The following is a 25,306-nucleotide window of genomic DNA, read 5'->3' as shown; positions in this document are numbered from 1 at the left end:
AATTGGAAGGAGTAGTTTAATATGCCTACTTACAAAGTTCTCCTTGATGGTAAAGATACAGGCAATTTAGTCACAGGTACAAATTATGCCGATGCCTATTTTGACGTAGCCAGCCTTATTCCATTGACCTATAAAAATGTTGTTGAATTAAAAGAACTTGAAACTCCTGATGAAGTACTCCACTAACGGTCATTCTATCGAATGACCGTTTTTTTTGCTATTTTGTAAAAAACTTTACAGTGTGACACACATCACAGAATTACCATTTATATTCCTCTATAATAAAACCATAACAACAAGATAAATCAAGGAGGAATAATAAATGAGCATGTTCTGTTATCAATGTGAACAAACCGCTGGCGGTACTGGCTGTACAAAAGTTGGTGTCTGCGGTAAAAATGAAGATATCGCAAGCTTACAAGATACATTAGTTTATGGTTTAAAAGGTATTGCTGCTTATGCCCACCACGCACGTGAACTAGGTGTTCGCGATGAACAAGTTGATGCTTTTATGCATGATGCCTTATTCTTCACTTTAACTAACGTTAACTTCAGTCTGCAAAGACACATCGAAATGGTCTTGAAATGCGGTGAAATGAACCTCCGTGTTATGCAGCTTTTAGATAATGCTCATATCTCCCGTTTTGGTCAGCCTGGTCCAGCCAAAGTATTTACTGGCACTAAAAAAGGCTACGGCATTTTGATCACTGGTCATGATTTCTTAGATCTTGAAGCACTACTTCAACAAACTGAAGGTACTGGTATCAATATCTATACCCATGGCGAGATGCTTCCAGCACACGCATACCCTAATCTTAGAAAATACTCTCACTTAGTTGGCAACTACGGCACAGCATGGCAAAACCAGCGTAAGGAATTTGAAGAATTCCCTGGCGCAATTATTGTAACAACCAACTGTGTTATGCCTTTAACTGATAAAAACACCTATGGTGATCGCATCTTTACCCGTACAGTAACTGGTTTAGAAGGCGGCCAGCATATTTCAGATCGTGATTTCTCCGAAGTAATTGCCAAAGCTAAATCTCTGCCAATGCTGCCAGAGAAAGAAGGCGACTACACCTTAACCACCGGCTTCCATCACAACGCTATTCTAGGAATTGCTGATAAGATTGTTGATGCTGTTAAAGCCGGAAAAATTAAGCGCTTCTTCTTAGTAGGCGGCTGTGATGGGGCAAAACCTGGCCGTAACTACTATACTGAGCTAGTAGAGAAATTGCCTAAAGATACTGTAATTCTTACAGTTGCCTGTGGTAAGTATCGCTTTAACCACCTAGATTTAGGTGATATTGATGGTATTCCACGTCTAATAGACTTAGGACAGTGCAATAACGCTTACTCCGGTATTCAAGTTGCTCTTGCTTTATCGAAAGTATTTGAATGCGGCGTAAACGATCTGCCACTTAACATTATTTTATCCTGGTACGAACAAAAAGCGGTTGCTATTCTTCTTACTCTACTACACCTTAACATTAAAAATATCCGCCTTGGTCCATCTGCTCCTGCTTTCGTATCCCCTGGCGTCTTCAAAGTTCTTAATGAAACCTTTGGACTACAGCCTATTACTACAGCAGACGAAGATATTAAAGCTATCCTTGGTTAACCCAAAAACCTCCACACTCCAAAAGAACTCCCGGACATTGATGTCCAGGAGTTCTTTTCTGCATTATTAAGATATTATTCTATTTAAAGCAGCAGAGTCAATGATAATAACTTTTTGACCAGCAAAATCAATTACTTTATCTTTCTTTAAGGCACTTAGCGTCCTTGTTACAGTTTCTCGCGTAGTTCCTACTAAGCTTGCTAAATCTTGTCTTGATAATTCGAGATTCACTTCGACCTGTCCATTGGCTTTAACTTGCCCATGCTCGCTGCTTAAGCGAAGGAGAACTTCAGCAGTACGCGCCGTAACGTCATTTAGTGCAAGATTTTTTATCTTTTGCTGAGCGTACAGCAAACGTTGGCTTAAGGCCTTGATAAGCTGCAGAGCCATCTCATTATTACTCAGTATGAGCTTCTCTAAATCAAGATTATTAATTAAGCCGATGCAAGAGTCGTCTACTGAAATTGCTGTTGCTGGATAAGGTCGATTGTTAAAAAGTAAGACCTCGGCAAAGATTTCCCCCGCCCCCATTATTTTGATAATGTGTTCACGGCCATCATCAGTTATTCTAACAATTTTAACTTTACCGCTTTTAACGTAATGAAATCCTTTGCCTGGATCTCCTTCGATAAATATGACCGTACCTTTACGATACATTTTTTCATTTGTATTTTTATGAATTTGCAGCAGCTGCTCCTCGGGTAAACTACAAAAAACAGGTATATTTCTAAGGTATTGTATATCTGTGCCTTTCTCTCCCATGTGTTATCCTGTTCCTCCCGCCAAATAATTCTATTTGTAAACAGAAGCCTCCCAAAAGAGAGGCTTCTTAATATATATTACTTTACTTGATTATATTTTACTACTTTAGCAAAAGCTTTTCCACTAGCTATAATAGTAGCTTCAATGTCTTCATCAGAATGGGATGCTGACATAAATGAAGCTTCAAACTGCGACGGTGCAAGGTAAATGCCTTCCTCAAGCATGGCGTGAAAATATGTATTGAACGCACCTACATCAGATTGTTTGGCACTTTCATAGTCATAAACAGGTTTATCAGTAAAGAACATACCAAACATTGAACCTGCTTGATGAAATTGAAGCTTGAGATTATACTTCTCGGCCTCCGCTTGAATGCCATTACAAAGCGTTTTGGTTTTAGCAGTAAGCTTTTGGAAGAAATCAGGCTGCTTAGGCGTTTCTGGTATCTCAGAGATAAGCTTCAGCGTCGTAATGCCGGCTGTCATAGCAAGCGGGTTGCCGCTCAATGTCCCGGCTTGATAAACTGGGCCAGCAGGCGAAATATATTCCATGATATCACGTCGTCCACCATAAGCCCCTACTGGAAGGCCTCCGCCAATAACTTTTCCAAAGCAGGTGAGATCAGGACGAATGCCATATACCGATTGAGCACCGCCAAGCGCCACGCGGAAGCCGCACATTACTTCATCAAATATTAGAAGGGCTCCGTATTGCTCGGTAATATTACGAACTTCTCGTAAGTAGCCTTGTTTTGGAATCACAAGACCCATATTACCAGGAACAGGCTCAATTATAACTGCTGCTATATCTTGCCCAATCTCTTCAAATACTCGGCGAAGTTCATCCGCATCATTAAAGTTGACGGTGACTGTATTACCGGCAATGCTGTCAGGTACCCCAGGACTATCCGGCACACCTAATGTTGTCGCACCCGACCCCGCCTTTACAAGCAGGCTGTCGTGGTGGCCATGATAACATCCGGCGAACTTTACAATTTTATTTCGCTTGGTGAATGCTCGCGCAAGTCTTAAGACACTCATAGTTGCTTCAGTTCCTGAATTAACCATGCGAACAAGCTCCATTGAAGGAACTAGTTCATTAATTAGTTTAGCTAACTCTGTTTCTAGTAGAGTTGGTGCTCCATAGCTTGTTCCATTATAGAGCGCCTTTTGCAACGCTTCGGTTACTGCTGGATGGGCATGCCCTAATATCATCGGACCCCAGGAACCTACATAATCAATATATTCATTCCCATCAATATCAATAATCTTACTGCCCTCGGCTTTTGCGATAAAGGGCGGAATCCCGCCTACGCCGCGGAAAGAACGTACAGGACTATTTACACCGCCAGGAATAAATTGCTTAGCTTCTCCGAAAGCTTTAGCTGACTTTTCTAAGTTCAAGGTCATCAAAAACTACCTCCATAAAATTGCTTATTTAAGCCACCGTGCAGCATCTAAAGCATGATAGGTAATAATTATATCTGCACCCGCACGTTTCATGCTGACAAGTGTTTCAAGAACAATTCTTTGTTCATCAATCCAGCCTTGGGCTGCCGCAGCCTTAACCATGGCATATTCACCGCTGACGTTATATACTGCTACCGGCAGATTAGTATTGTCCTTCATTGTGCGGACTATATCTAAATAAGCTAAAGCTGGCTTGACCATAACGATATCTGCGCCCTCAGCGATATCAAGCTGAACCTCGCGCAAAGCTTCGCGGGCATTGGCTGGGTCCATTTGGTATGAACGACGGTCGCCAAACTGCGGTGCTGAGTCCGCAGCATCGCGGAACGGTCCATAGTAGGCTGATGCATATTTAACAGCATATGACATAATTGAAACATCAGTATAACCGTTATTGTCTAAAGCTTGTCTGATTGCCTGTATACGACCGTCCATCATATCAGATGGAGCTACCATGTCGGCGCCAGCTTCGGCATGACTTACAGCCGTTTTAGCTAGTAATTCAAGTGTAGCGTCATTTTCTACTGTCTCACCTTTAAGCAGACCGCAGTGCCCATGGTCAGTATATTGGCACAAACACACATCACTTATAACTACCATATCCGGCAGTGCCTTTTTGATTGCGCGAATTGCCGCCTGCACTGGACTGTTACTATCCCAGGCACTTGAGCCTATAGCATCCTTATATTCTGGTAAACCAAAAACAAGAACAGCTGGAATGCCAAGCTCATAGGCTTCTTTGGCCGCTTCTATTGCTAAATCGGGCGATAAATGATAGTTGCCCGGCAGTGACGAAATCTCATTTTTTAAATTGGTTCCTGGTACGATAAAAAGAGGATATACAAAATCAGCTGGAGAGAGTGTAGTCTCTCTAACTAGGCTTCTAACACCGGCGGAGACACGCAGCCGCCGTGGCCGAATTATTGGAGTACTCATAGACTCTCCTCCTCTACATTTTTAAGATAGCCTCAACTAGGCCGCTGATTGTAAATTCTTCTGCTACAACATCAGGATTAATATTATTTTCTAAGCAAGTTCCAGCAGTAATCGGGCCTATACAAGCAACTTTCGTTTTTGACACAAGTTCGGCTCCATTAGGACCTAGCAAACTTAATAGGTTAGTTACTGTTGATGAACTTGTAAAAGTTATAAGATCAATTTTGCCTGCAGCTATTTTTTCTGCCAATGTTGTTCCATCTGTATCGGCTGTTACTGTTTTATAAGCAGGTACAACGTTTACATATGCTCCGAGCTCTGTCAGTTTTTCAGGAAGTATATCGCGAGCAACCAAGGCTCTTGGAATTAGAATTCTGTCACCATGGCCTATCTTTCCATCCAATGCATCTATTATTCCTTCAGCTCTAAACTCCGCCGGAATAATATCAGCCTTAATCCCATGCTCCATTAATCTATTAGCAGTTTGTATGCCGATAGCTGCTATTTTAAGTCCCGCTAAGGCTCTGGCGTCCTTATTCCCTTGAGTCAGGCGGTTGAAAAAATAATCAACACCATTAACACTAGTTAAAATCAGCCAGTTATATGTATTTAATTCTTGAATTGCTTTATCTATCTCAGTGTAACTGTCTGGTGGAACAATCTTAATAGATGGCGCTTCCAGGCACTGTGCACCCAATGCTTCCAATTTAGCGGTAAGAGCACTAGCCTGTTCGCGCGCGCGAGTTACAAGTATATTTTTCCCAAAAAGCGGCTTTCGATCAAACCACGCTAAGTCTTCACGAAGATTAACTACATCGCCTACGATAAATATAGCTGGCGGTTTAATGCCTTGTTCTGCAACATCTTTAGCAGCTTGTCCAACTGTAGTGACGAGAACTGTCTGCTCTGGTTTAGTCCCCCAGCGAATTACAGCAGCTGGAGTATCAGCCGCGCGACCATTTTTAATAAGCTGTTCTGTAATATAAGGCAGGTTCTCTACACCCATTAGAAAAACTAGTGTATCTACCCCTGTAGCAAGCTTATCCCATTTCATGCTGGATTCAGCCTTCGTAGGGTCTTCATGTCCGGTAATAACAGCAAACGAGGTTGCCACGCCCCGATGTGTTACCGGAATACCAGCATATGCAGGCACTGATATTGCTGAAGTAATTCCAGGTACTATCTCAAAAGGAAGATTGTTTTCAACCAATTTTAAGGCTTCTTCACCACCGCGTCCGAAGACGAAAGGATCGCCGCCCTTTAAGCGGACAACTTTTTTACCTGCCTTGGCTAAATCAACTAACAGTTGATTTATATCCTCCTGGCGCATAGTGTGAGCGCTTGAAGCTTTGCCAACGTAGATTAATTCAACATCTGGACGGGCATAAGCTAATAAACGATCATCAGCCAGCCTGTCATACACAATAGTATCTGCTTCTTTTATATATTCAACTGCTTTAACACTGATAAGTTTGTAATCTCCGGGACCTGCTCCCACTAGATAAACCATGCCTTGCATTTAACTATTCCTCCTATTTAGAAAGCGAAATACCTTATTTGCAGCTTACTTGCCCTCTGGTCTAAATCGCTGCCCTATATACATTCTAAACTCGCCATAATCTCGCGACCACCAGCATCTAGCATACGCTGAGCTAAGCTGCGGCCTAAAGCTTGCGCTTCATTGCAAGAGGCAGTTAAAGTATCTTTAACCTTTTTTGTTCCATCGACTGATAAAATAACTGCTTCTAGAATAACTTCATTATTTGATACTGTCCCATATACCCCGACAGGTACTTGGCATCCACCCTCAACCTCATGAAGGAAAGAGCGTTCGGCAGTAACAGCCGCTCTAGTTTTTTCATCATTTAAAAATGTTAACATTGATAACACTTCTACATCATCGCTGCGGGACTCAATTGCTAAAGCACCTTGACCAACCGCTGGTAGACACATTTCTTGAGGCAATATTTGAGTTATACGCTCTTCCCACCCCAAACGTTTAAGTCCAGCAACGGCAAGCACTATTGCATCAAGCTGTTCTGTCTCAAGTTTCTGTAGACGAGTATCAAGATTCCCTCTAAGATCACTAATATTTAGATCTGGACGATAACTTAAAAGCTGCGCTTTTCGTCTCAGACTAGAAGTTCCCACCTTAGCACCTTGAGGCAGCTGATCAACTGTCTTATATTTAGGGCTAATTAAGGCATCACCAGGATCAACACGCTCGGTTATTGCGGCAAGTGTAAGACCTGGCGGCAACTCTGTGGGCATATCTTTAAGACTATGAACCGCTAAGTCTATTTCACGTGACAGCATTTCTGTTTCGAGTTCTTTTGTAAACAAGCCTTTGCCACCTATTTTAGCAAGAGGCACATCTAATATTTTATCTCCGGTAGTCATAACCCGTTTAATTATAACTTCTAAGCCTGGATATCGGGCCTTTAGACATTCAGCTATATAGTTAGCCTGCCACAGGGCCAATTTACTTCCTCGCGTACCTATAACTAATTTTTCTTTCACTTTTCCTGCTCTCTCCTAATGTATCAAGTTTAAATAACCTTCCGATAGCATCTATATAAAATTGTTCCTGATCCGTTCCTGCTGCTTCATTAATGCGAATCATCGGATCACGCAATAGTTTCCTGATAATCATTTTGGACATACTTTCAATTATCTTTCGCTGTTCATCTGATATCTCCGGTAGTTTTACCAATGCCCGCTTAAGCTCACGCTGGCGCACTCGTTCGGCCTTATCTGCCAAAAGTGCCATAACCGGCCTGAACGCCAAATAGCGAAACTTATTGGCTAACTCATGCATTTCACTTTCAATAATCTGTTCAGCAAGCTCAGCTTCCTGCTCACGCAAGCGCATATTCGATTCAACTACAGCCTCTAAATCATCTATGTTATATAAGCTCGCTCCATTAATTGCCGCGACCTCTGGTTCAACGTCACGCGGCACCGCAATGTCAATAAAAATAATCGGCTGTCCGTTACGCTTAGGCATAAGATGTGCTACATCCCACGCCCTAATAAGATAGTGGGGAGCTCCTGTTGACGTTATTACTATATCCGCTTTTGCTGCGCACTTCATGAAATCTTCAAAAGGAACGGCAATTCCCTGAAACTTATCTGCAAGATTTGCCGCACGGTCAAACTTTCTGTTTGAAACAAATACTGTCTTAACGCCGTTTTCAACCAAATGACGAGCCGTCAGTTCCCCCATTTGACCAGCGCCTAATAACAGTACGTTCGACTGTGATAGATCACCAACTACTCTTTTAGCAAGCTCTACAGCTGCATAACTGACGGAAACAGCACTATAAGCAATACGGGTTTCAGTACGCACTTTTTTACCAACGGTAATAGCTCGATGAAATAAGGTGTTCAAAACAGTACTAGTTGTTCCAACATCTCTGGCAATTGAGTAAGCTTTTTTAACTTGGCTTAAAATTTGCCCTTCACCAATAACGAGTGAATCTAGGCTCGAAGAAACTCTGAACAGATGTTTAATACAGTTAATATCTGTATGGAAGAATAAAAAATCGCCAACGTCTTGGTTATTTGCCGCCATTTGGCCTAAAAACTGCTGCATAACCGGCAATGCTTCTTCAGCATCGTCTACTTCCGCATACATTTCAGTACGGTTACAGGTTGATAATATTACACATTCATTAATTCCATCATATTCCCGAACATGTCTTAAGGCTGCTTTTACCTGCTCTTCAGAAAATGAAAAGCACTCCCGCACTTCAACTGGTGCGGTTTTATGATTAAGACCCAATACTACCAGTTGCATTTTTTATCTTAGCCTCCGCCTCTTTTATCTTACCTTGCCGAAGCAACAAAATTATACTTTCATCAATATTCTCACGCCAAAACTGTTCGCGGTCCTTTGAAGTAGCTAAACGAGCTTTCATCTCAGCCCGAACTTTGCCCAATATCTCTAAATAGATACCATATTCACTACCGTAACGTTCTGACAGTTCCTTTCGCAGCATTTTAGCCATTGCTGGGCTTTTGCCGCCTGTTGAAACAGTTAGTAGCAGGTCTCCTCTTGTAACCTGGCTTGGAACACTAAAGTTTCCTAAATCAGGATTGTCGGCAACGTTTATTAAGATTCCTCGAACTTGAGCTTCTTTCGCTGCGCTTTTGTTAACTTCATTATCATTAGTCGCACATATAACGAGAAAAAAACCGGCGAGATCACCTTGCCGGTAAGGCCTGTCAATATGTTCGATATAATTTTTCTGTGCTAGCTGACTTAAAGCTGGTGTTATAACAGGGCTGATAACGCTAACTTTAGCTTCCGCCTTAAGTAAAGAGCCTACTTTCCTTTCGGCTACATCTCCCCCGCCAATAACTGCACAAGCTTTGCCCGCGATCTGCAGGTTAACTGGATAGAAAGGCATATTATCCCCATCCTTTCTTATCTTAACATATTCGCTCTTGCGGAGTAATATCCCTTTTAAAAAAAGATAATTTACCGTTTTATATTTAACGCTTAGTCGCTTTCTACTTTAGGTTGTACAGACCTTAGGTCCGGACTGGCAATGCCAAAGTACGATTCAATAACTTTCCGTACTATGGGTGCTGCTGATACTGATCCATCGCCGCCGTCTTCGACCAACGCCGTAACAACTATAGCAGGCTTATCTGCAGGCGCATAACTCGAAAACCAGGAGTGAACTGTGCCCTTTCCAGTTTCTGATGAACCCGATTTGCCGGCAACCGGAATACTCATACCTTTAAACACAGACGCACCTGTACCTTCTGTTGTTACTTGTATTAGTCCTTTTCTTATTGTATCCCAAATCTCAGGGCTAAGATATACAGTCCGAACCACCTCAGGCTGAGCTTGCTCCAGCACTATAATGCTATCAGGATTTAGAATTTTATCTACTATCATTGGCCTATACATAATACCGCCATTAGCCACAGCCATTAAAAGTACGGCTTGCTGTATAGGAGTAGCTAAGTAATAACCTTGTCCGATTGCTGCAATTAGCGTTTCACCAGGATACCACTCTTGACCATATGTATCCGTCTTCCACTGCTGAGTTGGAACTAAACCTGCATCCTCACCAAATAGTTTTATTCCTGTCAGTTTGCCATAGCCAAAGGTTAAGGCATAGCTTGCTAGATTATCAATCCCCATACGATGGCCCAATTCGTAAAAGGCGGGATCACTAGACCATGATAAGGCTCCAGCTATATCTAATTTACCTAGTCCCTTTGTATTCCACCCATAGAAACTCCAGCCATTTAAAACATATACCCCTCTGTCATCAAATATTTCTTTAGGGGTAGTATATCCCATATCAAGAGCTGCTGCAGCAGTAACTATTTTAAAAACCGATCCAGGAGGATAGGCATTCTGAATGGCTTTGTTAGTTAAAGGGAAATCAGGATCATTTATAAGCTTATTCCAATCCTTGGTGCTAATCCCGCTTGCAAATAAATTTGGATCAAAGCTTGGACTGCTGGCCATGGCTAATATTCTGCCAGCATTTACATCCAAAACTATAACACTGCCTCCTTTTGCAGGGTGGCCAATTTGCCGGGCGATGTTAATTTGATTATTCAGGGCTTCTTCAGCAGCCTTTTGCAAATTTGCATCAAGCGTTAAAACAATTCCCTTACCTGGCACTGCGGGTTTATTACCTACTACCTGTACTTCCTCGCCCATTGCGTTTACTTCAACCTGAAGTCCTCCATCTTTGCCACGAAGATCCTCTTCCAGTATTTTTTCAAGACCGTCTTTTCCAACTAAGTCAGTAGAACTATATCCTTGATGCTTTCTTTTTTGATATTCCGCCTCACTAATTCCTCCAATATAACCAAGCACATGTGCCGCCAATTCTTTATAAACATAGTGGCGAATTGGTATAGCTTCAACGATAACTCCGGGTAAATAATATTTGCGTTCCTGGATCTTAGCAATTATCGCAGCATCGACGTCGCGCTTTATCCGTACAGGTGTAAACGGATTGTCATTTGCTTCCTTCACAAGTTTATCGATTTTTTCGCTGCTGATTCCTAGAATATTAGCTAATATGACTGTAGCCTCTTCCGGGTTGGTATATTCGGAGGGAATTACAGATATCGCAAACGCTGGGCGAGTGCTTACTATGACGGCTCCATTTTTGTCATATATAGTACCGCGCGGAGCTTGAGACACAATTTGACGAATTCGATTTTCATCAGCAACTTTCTTATACTGAGGTCCTTGAAGCAATTGCATCCACACAAGTCTAATTATCAAACTAGCTATAACTAAAGAAACTATTATAACTAGTACCTTAATTCTTCTCGATTGCTCGGTAACCCACATCTAAAATACTCCTTTCCATATCATCCTTATTATTGCTAGAACCGCCAAAAAAATCCGTCTCTTAGCTTAAATCTAGTTGACTTTCAGCTTCTAAATAAACACAAATAAATCTCTTTTCTTAATGTATTTGCCCATACGTTTATATCTAGAAAAGAAAAATCCGGCAGGCAATATTTGCCTACCGGATTTTAGCTTGTTATTGTTTTTTTGTCGCGTAATCTTTACCAATTACGACTGTAGCCTGCGCACCTTTGCTCTCATCTTTAGTTACTTGTAAAGAATAAGAGAAAGGAAGACCAGTCAATTTGTTAATGACACCACTATTAGTAGTATTTGATATAACCACCGTATTTTTATATGCTGCAGTAAGACTTGAAACTCCAACTACTTCAAACCCTTGTTTTTTTAAAATAGCAGCCATTTCTGCACCAGCATCGTCAGAACCACTGGCATTCAGAATTTCTACCTTAATTTTCGCAGTGTTTGGCTTATTAATATTAGGCTGAGTTGGAGCTGTAGGCTTTTCTACACTTTTATTCTTGTCTACAGCCTGTTTAGTACTATCTTCAGTCTTTACGACTTTAGGTACTTCTACAATTTTCATTTCTTTGGGGATCGATGTTTCATAATCTGTTGCCTCTTGCTTAGTGGTTACAACATATTTTTCTTCCATCGTTACACCAAGTGTTTGGGCAAGATGCTGCCTAAGCGCTATGACATCTGGAAGCCAATAACTAACCTCATTTATAAAAGCTGGCTTTCCTGGAACCATGTCCGTCTTTAAACCGTTCTTGTAAGCATCATTTAGGATTTTGGCCATACTCAGCATATCAGTTGTCGACATATCTGTCTCAATAGCTGCACTTACTCGCTGGATAATTGCGGGAATTCGAGGAATTACAGTAGGGCTGGCAACCTCTTTCATTAATGCTTTAATAAATTTTTGCTGGCGTTGGACACGTCCAATATCGCCTTCTTCATCACGATAGCGAACGTATTTTATTGCAGTATTACCATCCATTTGCTGAAGACCGGGTTTCAAATCTATAACTAACCCATCAGTGCCGTCGTATGGATCTTCGTAATACATCCTTTTTTCTACGTCAATTTCAACGCCGCCTACGGCATCTACTATTTTATTAAAGGCGCTGAAGTTAATCTTGATGTAATGGTCAATTGGTATACCTAATAAACCTTCCACAGCTTCTTGAGAAAGCTTATGACCACCCTGAGAATAAGCATGGTTTATCTTATCGTAGCCGTGGCCTGGAATCTTTACACGCGTATCACGCGGTATTGACAGCATAGCTACTTCCTTAGTGTTTGTATCAACTGTTACTACAAATAATGTATCTGATCGACCAACATCGTCCGATCTTTCATCTACACCAAGAACCATAATATTCATCTTATTTTGAGCTGTCATTAGACCCGCAGTCCGTTTAGTGCGGTCAGAAAAATTCGTGCTGAACCAATAGTATGAGGAACTGGTTGCAACTAAAAATACAAAAAGCGCTGCTAAAATAAAAAGAATTCGCTTGGTCTGAATATGCTTTTGCTGAGAAAGGCGCTTTTCTAGACGACTCATAATTGCACCTCTTTCTTTTATATCTTTCACATTAAATATAAGCTAAATAATAAACAAACCCCCATATCGGGGGCTTGTAATAGTATAACAAAATACTACACTTTTCGTCAAGTTACTAGACAACATCAAACCCTTGCTCTTCAACTGCTTCCTTAATCTGATTTAGGCTAAGTTTAGAAGAATCAAATTCCACAGTTAACTGCTTTGCGGCAAGATCTACCTCTGCAGCTGCAACACCCGGTAGAGATCCTACTGCTTTTTCAACTGCATTTTTGCAATGTCCGCAGCTCATACCTTCTACTTTTAGGATTTGCTTTTCCATATAAAACAAGCCTCCTGTTGCCACCTAACTGGCTAGATTTTAAAATAACACTCTCTTTAATTCGCAGTATATTACAAAAATTCCTGTTACCAATGTTAAAAGACTTGAGCTGATCAAGTCTTTTAACATTTTCTTATTGCCCTTTTGGGAAACGTTTATCAATCTCAGCCCATACTTCCGGCTGTTCTTGTCCAATACGCCAAATAGCAATACCAGCTGGATTATATTTAGCGACTATATCAAGTTTTGCGGCTGTACTCTTTGCATTTTCGAACCATACTTCATGATCATCATATTTATAGTTAGGTGCCTGTGTCACTTCGTCGTATTGTATTTTAACACCCTTTTGCTCAGCCTTTACAATAGCCGATGTGTAGGTTACCGTTTCACCAGCCCCTTTTTTCGGCCAATCGTATCCATACGCACTTATTCCAATTATGACTTTATGTGGGCCGCCAGCTTGTTCAATAGCATACTTGATGTTCTTTTCATACCAATCAACTGGAGCAATAGCTCCCGGCTTCGAAGTAGACCAATGTTTATCATAAGTCATTATTTGAAGAAAATCTGTGTTTGGAGCTAATTTAGGATAATCATATGCCCCAGATACATCTTCTGCAACATCTACTCTTGGAAATACTGATATAATAACCGTTTTATTTATGGCTTTTATTTTAGGATAAAGTTCAGCCATAAATGCTGTAAGATTGTCACGATGGTTGGGCGGGAGCAGCTCAAAATCAATATTCACTCCATCATAGTTCTTCTCCTGGGTAAGTTTTACAATATTATCAATTACCTTGGTTCTTATGGCCGGATTACCTAGCACTTCATCAGTCGAGCCAGTTTTGTTCGTTATCAAAGGATACATTTTCAAGCCAAGACTTCGTGCTGTATCATAAACTAACTGACTATCCTTTGCTTCTAACGTCCCATCTTTAGTTGCCTTATACCAGAAAGGTCCAACCGCTGACATGCTCTTCGCAAAAGTTTTCATACTAGGAAACGACCCCGATTGATCAGGTGTTCCTGGCCAAGGATTCTCATAGTATCCGATTACCAATCGAGGAGGCATTGGCACAGCATTGTTATTTTGATAGTCATTAGGTCCTGGTAATGACGGCTTGGGAGCCGGGCTCTTACTGCAGCCTGCTAGCCATGCTATGCTTGCAATAAATATTACCAATATTGCAATAGTTAGTATTTTACTATTACGCAACTTTGTCACCTCTTCCATTATTTTATTTTAGTATTGTCACGCCAAACTTTATTATTCAATCATCGTGTCTATAGAAAATATGTAATTTTGCTTCATAAACTACAAATATTCGGCAGGTTTTGGCCATTATCTGCCGAATAATATCCTGGGTAGAAAATCGACAGGAGCCGACCTTCTTCGCTAGCCCGTAATCCTATAGTAATATCTGTTTGAAATACAGAATCAAAAAGTAAATCAGTGTTTGAATTTGAGTTAACATATATTTGATCACAGAAGAGGAACCAGTAATGCAGCGAATTTCAACGAATAATCTACGACCCGGCATGATTGTAGCCAAAAATATTTATAGTGCAGACGGTCAACTTTTACTTTGTGCAGGTGTTGCTTTGACTGCCGCTTATATCAGAAGGTTACATCAGCTTGATATTCCTTCAATCTATATCAAAGCTGAAAACTTTCCCGATATTGAGATCCCCGAATTATTATGCGAACAAACTAGAGTACAAGCAGTCAAAAATATTCAAAAAGCATTTGAAAATGTGCGCTTATCACACAAGGTTGATGTAGAAGCAGTACAGCCTGTAGTTAAATCAATTGTTGCTGAGATTATTAAAAACCGCAGCGCGATGATTCATTTAACAGATATACGACTATACGATGACTATACTTTTGCCCACTCTGTAAATGTATGTGCATTAGCGACAATGATCGCTGTTACTAGAGGCTATAGCCAGACTAGAATTGAAGAATTGGCACTTGGTGCATTGCTGCATGATATAGGTAAGACGGTAATTCCACTAGATGTCCTGAACAAGCCTGGGAAACTTGATGGCGATGAACTAACTGTTATGCAAAGCCACTCAGAAGTCGGCTTCGAGCTGCTGCGTAAATCATGTGCTGACATGTCAGTTGTACCTATGCACGTCGCTTATCAGCATCAAGAAAAGTTTGATGGGAGCGGTTATCCTCGTGGTTTGGCATCTTACGATATTCATGAGTACGCAAGGATTGTTGCAATAGCCGATGTTTATGATGCGCTTACATCTGATCGTCCATATCGTAAAGCAATGCTGCCACATCAGGCTTATGATATTCTTCTCAAATCTGCTGGTACGCATTTTGATAGCGATATACTAAAAAGCTTTATCTATCATATTGCAGTTTATCCAGTTGGTTCTACCGTCCAGTTAAGTACTGGTGACTTCGGGGTTGTAATTTCAGTCCCGGAAGGGCTGCCATTTAAGCCAGCCGTTAAACTTATCGCTGATCGCAATAAAGCAAGTATTCACAATGGCGAAATCATTGAGCTTGAACATTGCTCAAATAAATTCGTCTACAAAGTACTTGATGAATCAGAAGTATTAACTTTATGCAGCTGTTACAAAAAATAAAAGCTTTTGGCAAAGTAAATCTGTTGCCAAAAGCTTTTATTTTTTTTCCTCACAAAACAAAAAACCTGGAGGTTATAACCTCCAGGTTTAAATCTAATATTTATGCTTCGTAGTTTTGAGTATAAGCTTGTTGTAATGTGGCGTCTGGAAGTTCGCCTTCCCAACGTGCTACTACAACCGCTGCTACACAGTTACCAATAACGTTACAAGCAGTACGTGCCATATCAAGAATACGGTCAACACCAAGGATTATCGCGATACCTTCAACAGGCAACCCGAATGCTGCAGCTGTACCTGCAATAACAATTAGTGAAGCACCTGGTACTGCGGCAATACCTTTAGTTGAAAGCATTAGTGTTAATACCATGATTAACTGCTGAGATAAGTCGAATGGAACACCATACACTTGGGCAATGAATACAACCGCAAGTGCACTATAGAGAGTAGAACCATCTAAGTTAAAAGTGTAACCTGTAGGCAATACGAAAGTTACGATATGCTTAGGTACACCGAACTTCTCAAGTTTTTCCATAGCAATTGGAAGAGCAGCTTCACTTGCTGCAGTGGAGAACGCGATCATTACAGGCTCTTTAATCGCTCTGAATAGATGGAAGAAGTTAATGCGGAAGACTGCAGTTGCACCTAAAAGCAACAGCGCGATAAATAGAACAAGAGCGAAATACAAGGAACCAATCAGTTTAGCCAATGGGATGAGCATACCCAAACCGAATTTACCAACAGTAAAGGCGATTAATGCAAAAACGCCGATAGGAGCTAGTTTCATTACATACCAAGTTACTTTGAACATTATTTCCGCAACACTCTTGGAAAGGTCAACTACCGGCTTACCAACAGGACCCATAGCAGCAGCAGCTACACCAAAGAAAGTTGAGAACAGGATAATTTGAAGCATGTCACCGCGAGCGGCAGCATCAACAACGTTTGTTGGAACGATATTTACAACCATTTGCATCATATCAATGGACTTTTTGGCTGCAGTAGCTACGCTGCTTGCATCAGCAGCTACTACGTTAACGCCTACACCAGGCTTAAGAATATTTACTACTGCAAGACCAACGAATAAAGCTAAAGTAGTTGCGATCTCGAACCAAATAATTGATTTTACACCCAATCTACCTAACTTTTTAAAGTCACCCGTTCCAGCAATACCCATGATCAATGAACTGAATACCAATGGTACTACAATCATTTTGATCATACGGATAAACATATCGCCTACCGGCTTCAATGCAACTCCGTACTGTGGAAAAACATAACCAAAAGCAATACCTAAAATTAGACCAATAAAAATTTGTGTTGAAATTCCAATACCTTTTTTCTCAGTTGCCATTTTTATATACCTCCTTATATAATATTAAAACGCTCGTTTCGAGCAAACAGAATACTAATACTAGGTAAATATACTAGCCAAAGTATAAAAAACTACATAATAATACGCAATGTTGCTTTGTATACATTGTACCAGTTACTAAAATTTCTCAATATTTCTAATAAAACATAATAACTTGTCTATAATAGGAAGCTCACCCTCTTCTTGCTAAAATAAAAACCCGCCTGATCAGCGGGTTTTTCAAAAAAAGTTACTCTTCGGCTAAAAAGAGCAAGCCTTCAATAAACTTCTTGACATTTATTTTTCCATGATACTGACTTTTGCCATGAATAAAATTCATTTCCTGGCGCACTTCTTTAAAATCAAACAAGGCTGTACTATATAGCTGAAACTTTTCATTATGGTAATCATCTACACCCAAGTTAGCTAAGTTTTGCAGTGCTTTAGTTATCGATCGACGCACTCGCTGTTCTATAGTTTTGACATCAATATTTATTACAGATGATAGTTGCTGATAAACTTCGTGTAGTTGATAGTTTTCCTCTGGACTATGTACTAACTTATCGATAATTTGTGCCATTTGGTATATATTTTTTGCTCCCGATTCCCCAATAATCCCCATATCTGAAAATGCTTTATATATTTTAGGTTTTTTACTAATTTCGAAGCCTTGACCAGAGGGTACTGATTGACCTGAGTACTGAGCCGTTGTTTGCGAAATCATTGATATAATTTGTTTTAGTCTGCGGCTTTCCTGCACCCTATTAACAACCGCCACTATTTCTATAACATTTACTGGCTTATGTATAAAAAACTCAATACCATTTTCATAGGCTTGGGTTATCATTTTCTGATTATTGCTTTCGGAAATCATTATAAATGAGGCTGACGTCTTATCATGAAGCTTCTTAATAAGAGTTACCCCATCTTGCCCTGGCATTAACAAATCAACAAGTACTATATCCGGTTTAAGCTCTAATATCGTTTTTTCCGCCGTCAGACCATTATCACAGTCCGCAACAACTTTCCCTAGCTCAGCTTGTTCAACTATATTTTGAATAATCTTCCTAACACTTATATCATCATCTACTACGATAAACTGAAGTGACAACTAACATCCATCCTTTTTTCAATACTCTGCTTTATTAAATCTTAATTACAATACTATCAAGGGGTAACATTATTATAAATTGAGTCCCTTTCCCCTGATTAGCTCTAATATTTACCTTTCCATCAAGATAATTCACCAAATTTTTCACATGCGATAATCCTAATCCGGTAGACATTTGGCCTGTATGAGGGCAGTATTTCGTAGAATAGCCGGGCTCAAAAATTAATTCATAATCCTGCTCTTTGATCCCATGTCCATTATCACTGACTGTAAACTTAATATCATTTCCTATCTTCTCTTGAGTTACCGCTATATTACAGTCATTATCACAAGCTTCTATTGCATTAATAATTAGATTATTTAAAATCGAAACAATAGTATAATGCTTGTCTGTCAAAAAGTCATTTTCAAGGCTCATATGTAAATTTAGCTGCTTAGTAGCATCACGTAAACTACGCCGTGCATTTTGCTCGATAATAAAAAATATTTCAGATAAGCGCATCCCATTTTCAATTGCAGACGGCTCTAATACTTTTTCAATTCCTTTAGATACACGGTAATAGTCCTTTTTTACTTCATGAATTTCACGAGCTACAGTTAAGGCTTGTCTTGCCTTCTCTTTATTTTTTTTATCGTGGTTACGGCTTAATTCCTGATAGAGTGAATAGCTTTGAGCCATAACATTTTCTATATCTTGTGAAGATTTTTGTAAGTAATATAATTCCGATTTGAGTTGCGCTATCATTACAGTTAACTCAGCGTAGCGCGACAGCCTGTCCTCAGCTAACGCAAAGTCTCGATACTGCTTAAGTGCGTAATACCCCAAAATTGCTATACCTGAACGTATTACTGCAATTGTAGCGATCGTAACTAACATAGTTTCAATATTTTTAGGAACTGGCTCGGAACGTATTAATAGTTCTATACAATTACTTATAATGTCTGTAGTACTCAATAATAAAATCAAAACAGGTACTTGCTGCAAAAATCCCCTAATATTAAAAACAGTGAAACATATTCCAAAAACTAAGTAATACACAATTGCTGGTAGATTGTGGTAAACAGCATCGAAAAATTCACTTGTACCTAGAAAAAGAAATATTGCGCTTCGACCAGCAAAAATGGCAATTCCGCTTAAAACAGCAGTTTTTATTATCGGTAGCTTTGGGAAATACATTAACAGTGCAGCCAAAACCGGCACACCAAGAGTAACCCGAAAATGACTCTGATAGAACGGGTATAAAAAAACCATTCCGGTAAGAGTTACAAGAAACACGGAATTTATTATAAGTTTATTTTGATAGTACCATTGTCGTAACACTTCGTCCACCTGCGAATATAATGCCTCGGGAAACCCCGAGGCATTGCTTAGATTTATAACATATCTTATATTATATGTCGAAAAAATAACTTATACAACAGCTAATAGTTCCATTTCGATATTACTATTGGACAAATATTCGAAATATTACGTCTGATTGAGCAGATTCGCATTTATAATCGCAAATCTGATATAATCGCTTTATTTTAAACTCTTTAATGAGAGCATTTTTTTGTCTACCAGTATATAATTATTGCTATAGACATTGGTATAACCACTGTCATCACTTACTTAGAAGCAGAATATATTTATTTCGGGTTAAGACAGATTTCTAGTACTAAAGGGGGGCGCGTTATATGAACGACACTAAAGACTTTATTCAAACTCCACCACTTGATGGTCCATCTGTTAAATTAATCGAGGACGCGATCTTAAACTCACCCACCAAGACGATTATGCTGGAAATAAACAACAGCGTGTATCAGCTTACACGCGAAGGACGCTGGTTTAAATTCTCACAGCTTACTAAGAAGCGAACAATAAAGCGTTCGGCAATTTACGAAACGATAACGGAAATTTATAATCACTTAGTCCATGGAACTGTTTGGCGCATACAATACGCAGGCGTATAGTACAGAAGAACCCGTTGCCTCTATTTAGAGAGCAACGGGTTCTATTTAAATTTCTTAATTACGGCAAATATCAATAAAATCACTTAATACCTGTGCCGTAAGTCCCCAAATTACCCTATCTTCGAACTTATAAAAAAGCACTTCATAGGTGCGGCGTCTTTTCCATTCATCGTTATAATGCGGAACCAATTCAAACGGAAAGTCATCTAATGGGCGATTACCCATTTCCATATGTGCTTTGATTGGCTTCATATCTAATAGCATTGCAAGAGGGACTTTAAACACCTGCGCAACTTCTTTTTTACTAAGTTTATAGTCAGTCACTTCGATTATACCGATATATGGCTTAAGAATAACGCCTATTGGACTAACTACTTCTCCCATTTCACCTATAACTTCAATGTTTTTAGCATTTATACCAAGTTCTTCAACAGTCTCACGGATTGCAGCCTCTTTTTCATTCGCATCTCTAGGCTCGACCTTCCCACCGGGGAAGCAAATTTCGCCAGGCTGCCACGCCATTTCACTTGCTCTAACCTCAAACAATATCGATTCTTTATCTTTTTCTATAATTAAAGGGATCAAAACAGCTGCACGGAAAAAACCCATACCGACTGTTTTAATCTCTCTTTTTTCATTGGACAATACCCTTTTTATTCTGCTCAATAGTTGCTTACTCATATCTTCTCCTTGGTTAGTTTACTGATAGTTCGACTCTTCCTTCTAGCCCAGGTGTCACAATAGTCTTTCCTTCGGCAGTAACTATAATTGCTTCATTTCCTGGAAACTGTTTAAGTAACTCTATGCCACGCTCAGCTCCTAAAATAAACACTGCTGTACTAAGTATATCACCATCGCCAGAATTATTATTTACTATTGTGACACTAGCTAACTGCCTAGGTTGATACCCTGTTCTCGGGTCTAGAATATGTGAATAACGAACACCATCTTTTATTAAATATCGTTGATAATCACCAGAGGTCTCCATAGTATCCCATTCTGTTAGAGCCAGCTTCGCACTAATTCCCTCGCTATTTCTTGGATGCTGCACCCCAATACGCCATGGCTGTCCGTCCGGCTTTTTGCCAATTACTCTTACATCACCGCCAGCGTTAATTAATGCTGAGGTTATTCCATTCTGCTTTAATATCTCCAGCGCCTTGTCAACAGCATAACCTTTCGCTATTCCTCCAAGGTCAAGCATCATACCACTTTTAGGTAGAAAAACAGAGTTTTGAGTTTCATTAATCTCTATCAACTGATAATTTACCTTTTGCAGAATAGCTGACACTTCTCCAAGAGCGGGTACATATTCGCCTTTTTTACCTATGCCCCAAAGGTGACTTAACGAACCAATGGTCACATCAAATACTCCATCTAGCTTATCAGACATACTATTGGCACGTTTTATCATATAAATAATTTCAGGATCAGCATTGACAGGCTTTATGCCTGCGCTTTTATTAATATTTGAAATTGTACTTTCTTCATCGAAGCTGTTCGCTAAATCATGAATCCGCTGAAATTCATTAAAAGCAGCTTTAACGGCTTGTTCCGAGTTGGGACCATATGCCGTTACCTCTACTATAGTATCCATCATAAAACGAGTTTCCTTATACTGCTTTTGTGAAAAACACCCTGTTACTATAATAGTAACAAAAATCATTATTACTATGTAGCTATTATTCGCTAAATGCCGCATAAGCCCTCCATATTATCCTAATTTTGCTCTGTTTTTTTCTTTTTTTATTAAATATACATTATCTTGGTAATTTATTACTGTTTAAGCATCTGTTTAATCCGTGTAAATAAAAAATGGCACCAATTATTGGTGCCACATTCATCCTACCAACATGCTATTGTTCCGTCAGTTCTTGGTTCAGTACCTCCAGAAAAAATACCGTAATTATCACGCCAGATTATTTGTCCCCTGCCAAAGCCACTAGGCTCAGATACTATCCGTACATGGTGTCCGGCCTTTCTTAAGCCATCAATAATTTTCTCAGATGTACCTTTCTCAATTTCGATCGTCTTTCCAGATATCCATTGCCAACGAGGCGCATCCAGTGCTGCTTGCGGATTCAAATGAAAGTCGATCGAATTCATAACCATCTGTACATGACCTTGAGGCTGCATAAATGCACCCATCACGCCAAATGGACCTATGGCCTTATTATTTTTGGTAATAAATCCTGGGATTATAGTATGATATGGTTTTTTGCCTGATTCTAAACAATTGACATGCTGCATATCAAGTGAAAAGTTTTTTCCGCGATTATGGAGACTAATTCCTGTACCAGGTACAACAATACCTGACCCGAAACCCATATAGTTACTTTGAATATAAGATACCATATTGCCATAATTATCGGCTGCAGCTAAGTATACTGTTCCCCCGCTCTCAGGCTTTCCAGGCTGGGGAATATTAGCCTCTTTTCCTATTAATGCACTCCTTTCATAAGCATAAGCTTTTGACAGAATATCCTCTAGCTTAATAGTCATTTTGCTACTGTCAGTTATATACTTCTGCCCATCAGCAAATGCCAATTTCATTGCTTCAATCTGCTTATGATATGTCTCAGGGCAATCTCTATTCTCAAATTTAAAGCCTTCTAGTATATTTAAAGCTAACAGTGCTACTAAACCATGTCCATTTGGTGGTATCTCCCAAATATCATACCCTCTATAGTTTACACTGATCGGCTCAACCCACTCTGGTTTGTAAGCTGCTAGATCATCTCCTCGAAGATAGCCTCCAGTCTGCCGTGAGAACTGATCAATTCGCTCAGCTAGTTCTCCTATATATAATCCCTCAGCATTTGTTTCAGCAATAATCTGCAGCGATTTGGCCATATCGACCGAGCGCCAGATCTGTCCAGGTTTTGGTGCCTCACCAGCTATGCAAAAGGTATTAAACCATGGTTCAAATATCGGGTCTGTTAAAGAGCATTTATAGTTGATTACTGCATCTTTCCAGCACTTCGCAGTAGTAGGTGAAACTGGGTAACCATTGAAAGCGTATTCTATTGCAGGCCGCATTGAGTCCTTCAAGGGTAATTTGCCAAAACGAGATGCCAATTCTGCCCAGGCAGCTGGGCCGCCTGGAACTGTAACGGGAAACCATCCAAACTGAGGAATTTCTAAAAATCCCTTTGCGGTTATAGCCTCAACCAAAAGATTCTTTGGTGCATATCCGCTAGCATTTAAGCCATGCAGCTTTCCGTTTGTCCATACTAAGGCGAACGCATCTCCGCCTATACCATTAGACGTAGGCTCTACGACCGTTAGACATGCAGCCATTGCAACTGCTGCATCAATTGCATTGCCGCCACTTTTTAAAATGTCCAAGCCTGCCTGAGCTGCCAATGGCTGTGACGTAGCTACCATACCATTTTCGGCATAAATAACATTTCGCTGAGAAGGATATGGGTATTTTAGTGAGTCGTAATCCATATCTAACCCCCCCAATAATTGATATCTTTATCCTTCTACGTCACATAACTAAAATCCTATATTTGGAAACTAAAACTAATCAATAATATTTTTTTCGTTTTTTAAATAAACTGTTTGCGCAGGATAGGCCACCTCAATACCTTCATCCTGAAACCTTTTATGAAGACGTTTCACAAACTCATGTTTTACAAGAAATTGAGCAGCAAATTCTTGTACACACATCACAACATTGAATAATACACTAAATTCTCCAAACTTATAAAATCTAACTACAGGTTCATAGTCGGAGACCCCACCAGAGACTTCCACCATTACTTCCTTCGCCACCGCTGCCGTAATCTCTTCTACCTTATCAAGATCACTCTCATAACTAACTCCTATAGGTACGAGAATAATAACAGTTTTAGATGGAAGGGCAAAGTTTGTTACTTTTGCCGCTGCCATTTTTGAATTTGGAACAATGATCATATTTTCTGTTAGATCCTTAATAGATGTATTACGCCACGTAATATCAACAACATATCCTTCCTCACCAGTATCTAGCCTTACGTAATCACTTGGTCTTATTGGCCGAGAAAACAATATGTGAAGACCAGCAAAAAAGTTTGATAAGGTATCCTGCAAGGCTAATGCTACTGCGAGACCACCAACGCCTAATGCTGTTAGTATTGGAGTAATCGAAATACCTAGCGACTGCATAATTATTATAGCGCCAATAATGAAAAGCAAACTTATTGTCAGATTTGTAAAAATAGAGGTAGACGGAAATGCTCTGCGGCTTTTTTTAGCATAAATATTTATTATTCCGACAGCTATATCAGATGCTGCGGCAGTAGCAGATAATACAAATAATACAATTAATATATTTTTTGAATACCCAGTAATTCCGTAAGGAAGCGGTATTGCTATTAAAGCGCTATATAACCCGCCAAAAAGCATCCATCTAATCAATCGCCCCCGAAGCGCACAAACAATAATATCATCACATTCCCAATGCGTAGATTCAGCGTATTTCTTTAACTTAGTAAGTAAGAATCTCTCAATTAAGTATCCGATCAAAACAGCACCGCCAACAATCGTTAATGCTGTTCCTAATTGAGATATCAGCAGAGATTCTATCATTAAATGCCTCCTTACAAAATTATGAAATATAATTTGATATACTCCTTTATTTTTCCCGAATACACTATTCTTAGCCTTAGCGATGAAAATCATTTAAAGCTGTTTCTATGCAAATAAAGTAGACTTATCAATTTAGATAAGTCTACTTTATTTATGAACAACCAATAATCCTAAAACAAAAAGCACTTACCAATGGTAAGTGCTTTTCTAATCAGCAGCTTTCTATCCTCCCAGGCCGTTTCACATATCGCTATGCCATCCATGGCACGATATGTACTTGGTCCATCCGGGACCATCGGTCGCTCGCCGAGCCTTCCATGGCGCTCCCGACACTTGACCCATCCGGGGCCTTCGCCAGCCAAGTACTTTCGACGTATAACGTTCTGCTTAAGTAGCTTTATAATATAAACATGTATAATCTACGTGACCTTAACACTGTTACGATGCTGACTTAGTTAGTTTCTACAAAGGAGATAGTTATATTTCACTTGGATAGTCTCATAGTCGACGACGATGCTGTTAAGATAACCTATAATTATCGAACATACTTATTCTGCTTAGCTGGTTTCATAGGAAACGAGGTATGGGAACAGGTGGAACCCAGGTCTTAACATAGCAAAAAGCACTTACCGTGATGGTAAGTGCTTTTTTAATCAGCAGCTTTCTATCCTCCC

Annotated in this window: 22 protein-coding genes; 4 read left to right on the top strand and 18 right to left on the bottom strand. The window is 39.8% G+C overall.

Annotated elements, in window-relative coordinates:
* Positions 1-21 precede the first annotated feature (21 nt).
* The gene (locus V6C17_RS13345) at positions 22-186 is read left to right on the top strand and encodes a hypothetical protein (protein WP_333523063.1); all 165 of its coding nucleotides are present in this window, start codon (positions 22-24) and stop codon (positions 184-186) included.
* A gap of 136 nt (positions 187-322) precedes the next feature.
* The gene (gene hcp, locus V6C17_RS13340; RefSeq protein WP_333523062.1) at positions 323-1,621 is read left to right on the top strand and encodes a hydroxylamine reductase; all 1,299 of its coding nucleotides are present in this window, start codon (positions 323-325) and stop codon (positions 1,619-1,621) included.
* Between the two features lie 66 nt (positions 1,622-1,687).
* On the opposite strand, the gene V6C17_RS13335 is transcribed toward hcp, so the two are convergent.
* The 11 genes from V6C17_RS13335 to V6C17_RS13285 all read right to left on the bottom strand — a co-directional run bounded on the left by V6C17_RS13335 (position 1,688) and on the right by V6C17_RS13285 (position 14,260).
* Positions 1,688-2,383 (bottom strand): Crp/Fnr family transcriptional regulator, encoded by a 696-nt coding sequence (locus V6C17_RS13335; RefSeq protein ID WP_333523061.1) that lies wholly within the window; start codon positions 2,381-2,383, stop codon positions 1,688-1,690.
* A gap of 77 nt (positions 2,384-2,460) precedes the next feature.
* Positions 2,461-3,792 carry a glutamate-1-semialdehyde 2,1-aminomutase gene (gene hemL / locus V6C17_RS13330; protein WP_333523060.1) on the bottom strand — a complete coding sequence of 444 codons (1,332 nt, stop codon included), beginning with the start codon at positions 3,790-3,792 and terminating at the stop codon, positions 2,461-2,463.
* Positions 3,793-3,816: 24 nt separating this feature from the next.
* Positions 3,817-4,788 (bottom strand): porphobilinogen synthase, encoded by a 972-nt coding sequence (gene hemB, locus V6C17_RS13325; protein WP_333523059.1) that lies wholly within the window; start codon positions 4,786-4,788, stop codon positions 3,817-3,819.
* A 13-nt stretch (positions 4,789-4,801) separates the two neighbouring features.
* Entirely contained in the window at positions 4,802-6,307 is a 1,506-nt protein-coding gene (gene cobA / locus V6C17_RS13320; RefSeq protein WP_333523058.1) for a uroporphyrinogen-III C-methyltransferase, read from the bottom strand.
* 74 nt (positions 6,308-6,381) lie between these two features.
* Positions 6,382-7,308, bottom strand: a complete 927-nt coding sequence (gene hemC / locus V6C17_RS13315; protein WP_333523057.1) for a hydroxymethylbilane synthase — start codon at positions 7,306-7,308, stop codon at positions 6,382-6,384.
* The gene (gene hemA / locus V6C17_RS13310) at positions 7,271-8,587 is read right to left on the bottom strand and encodes a glutamyl-tRNA reductase (protein ID WP_333523056.1); all 1,317 of its coding nucleotides are present in this window, start codon (positions 8,585-8,587) and stop codon (positions 7,271-7,273) included. The genes hemC and hemA overlap by 38 nt, the downstream gene beginning before the upstream one ends.
* A complete protein-coding gene (locus tag V6C17_RS13305) occupies positions 8,562-9,200 on the bottom strand; it encodes a precorrin-2 dehydrogenase/sirohydrochlorin ferrochelatase family protein (protein ID WP_333523055.1) in 639 nt (212 codons plus the stop codon). The genes hemA and V6C17_RS13305 overlap by 26 nt, the downstream gene beginning before the upstream one ends.
* Positions 9,201-9,292: 92 nt before the next feature.
* Entirely contained in the window at positions 9,293-11,122 is a 1,830-nt protein-coding gene (mrdA, locus tag V6C17_RS13300; protein ID WP_333523054.1) for a penicillin-binding protein 2, read from the bottom strand.
* A 196-nt stretch (positions 11,123-11,318) separates the two neighbouring features.
* Complete coding sequence (locus V6C17_RS13295) at positions 11,319-12,710, bottom strand: LCP family protein (RefSeq protein ID WP_333523053.1); 1,392 nt, start codon at positions 12,708-12,710, stop codon at positions 11,319-11,321.
* A 115-nt stretch (positions 12,711-12,825) separates the two neighbouring features.
* On the bottom strand, positions 12,826-13,032 hold the full coding sequence (gene copZ / locus V6C17_RS13290; RefSeq protein WP_333523052.1) for a copper chaperone CopZ: 207 nt from the start codon (positions 13,030-13,032) through the stop codon (positions 12,826-12,828).
* Positions 13,033-13,165: 133 nt separating this feature from the next.
* The gene (locus tag V6C17_RS13285) at positions 13,166-14,260 is read right to left on the bottom strand and encodes a glycosyl hydrolase family 18 protein (protein ID WP_333523051.1); all 1,095 of its coding nucleotides are present in this window, start codon (positions 14,258-14,260) and stop codon (positions 13,166-13,168) included.
* 278 nt (positions 14,261-14,538) lie between these two features.
* Between V6C17_RS13285 and V6C17_RS13280 the strand changes: the two genes are divergently transcribed.
* A complete protein-coding gene (locus V6C17_RS13280; RefSeq protein ID WP_333523050.1) occupies positions 14,539-15,642 on the top strand; it encodes an HD-GYP domain-containing protein in 1,104 nt (367 codons plus the stop codon).
* Between the two features lie 100 nt (positions 15,643-15,742).
* Here V6C17_RS13280 and V6C17_RS13275 read toward each other — a convergent pair whose 3' ends face one another.
* The 3 genes from V6C17_RS13275 to V6C17_RS13265 form a co-directional block, all read right to left on the bottom strand.
* On the bottom strand, positions 15,743-16,993 hold the full coding sequence (locus tag V6C17_RS13275; RefSeq protein WP_333523049.1) for a dicarboxylate/amino acid:cation symporter: 1,251 nt from the start codon (positions 16,991-16,993) through the stop codon (positions 15,743-15,745).
* A 250-nt stretch (positions 16,994-17,243) separates the two neighbouring features.
* Entirely contained in the window at positions 17,244-18,104 is an 861-nt protein-coding gene (locus V6C17_RS13270) for a response regulator (protein ID WP_333523048.1), read from the bottom strand.
* A 34-nt stretch (positions 18,105-18,138) separates the two neighbouring features.
* Positions 18,139-19,425: a sensor histidine kinase gene (locus tag V6C17_RS13265; protein ID WP_333523047.1), complete on the bottom strand. Its 1,287-nt coding sequence runs from the start codon at positions 19,423-19,425 to the stop codon at positions 18,139-18,141.
* A 356-nt stretch (positions 19,426-19,781) separates the two neighbouring features.
* Here V6C17_RS13265 and V6C17_RS13260 point away from each other — a divergent pair, with 356 nt between their 5' ends.
* Positions 19,782-20,057, top strand: a complete 276-nt coding sequence (locus tag V6C17_RS13260) for a hypothetical protein (RefSeq protein WP_333523046.1) — start codon at positions 19,782-19,784, stop codon at positions 20,055-20,057.
* Between the two features lie 54 nt (positions 20,058-20,111).
* Here V6C17_RS13260 and V6C17_RS13255 read toward each other — a convergent pair whose 3' ends face one another.
* The 4 genes from V6C17_RS13255 to V6C17_RS13240 all read right to left on the bottom strand — a co-directional run bounded on the left by V6C17_RS13255 (position 20,112) and on the right by V6C17_RS13240 (position 24,632).
* Complete coding sequence (locus V6C17_RS13255) at positions 20,112-20,738, bottom strand: NUDIX hydrolase (protein ID WP_333523045.1); 627 nt, start codon at positions 20,736-20,738, stop codon at positions 20,112-20,114.
* A gap of 13 nt (positions 20,739-20,751) precedes the next feature.
* Entirely contained in the window at positions 20,752-21,759 is a 1,008-nt protein-coding gene (locus V6C17_RS13250; protein ID WP_333523044.1) for an FAD:protein FMN transferase, read from the bottom strand.
* 143 nt (positions 21,760-21,902) lie between these two features.
* A complete protein-coding gene (locus V6C17_RS13245) occupies positions 21,903-23,510 on the bottom strand; it encodes a gamma-glutamyltransferase family protein (RefSeq protein ID WP_333523043.1) in 1,608 nt (535 codons plus the stop codon).
* A gap of 75 nt (positions 23,511-23,585) precedes the next feature.
* Positions 23,586-24,632, bottom strand: coding sequence for a mechanosensitive ion channel family protein (locus V6C17_RS13240; protein WP_333523042.1), 1,047 nt, complete (start codon positions 24,630-24,632; stop codon positions 23,586-23,588).
* Positions 24,633-25,306: the final 674 nt, after the last annotated feature.

The sequence above is a fragment of the Dendrosporobacter sp. 1207_IL3150 genome, from assembly GCF_036763085.1.
Classification (GTDB): Bacteria; Bacillota; Negativicutes; order DSM-1736; family Dendrosporobacteraceae; genus JBAIYU01.
This window is presented reverse-complemented; position numbering and strand designations above follow the sequence as displayed.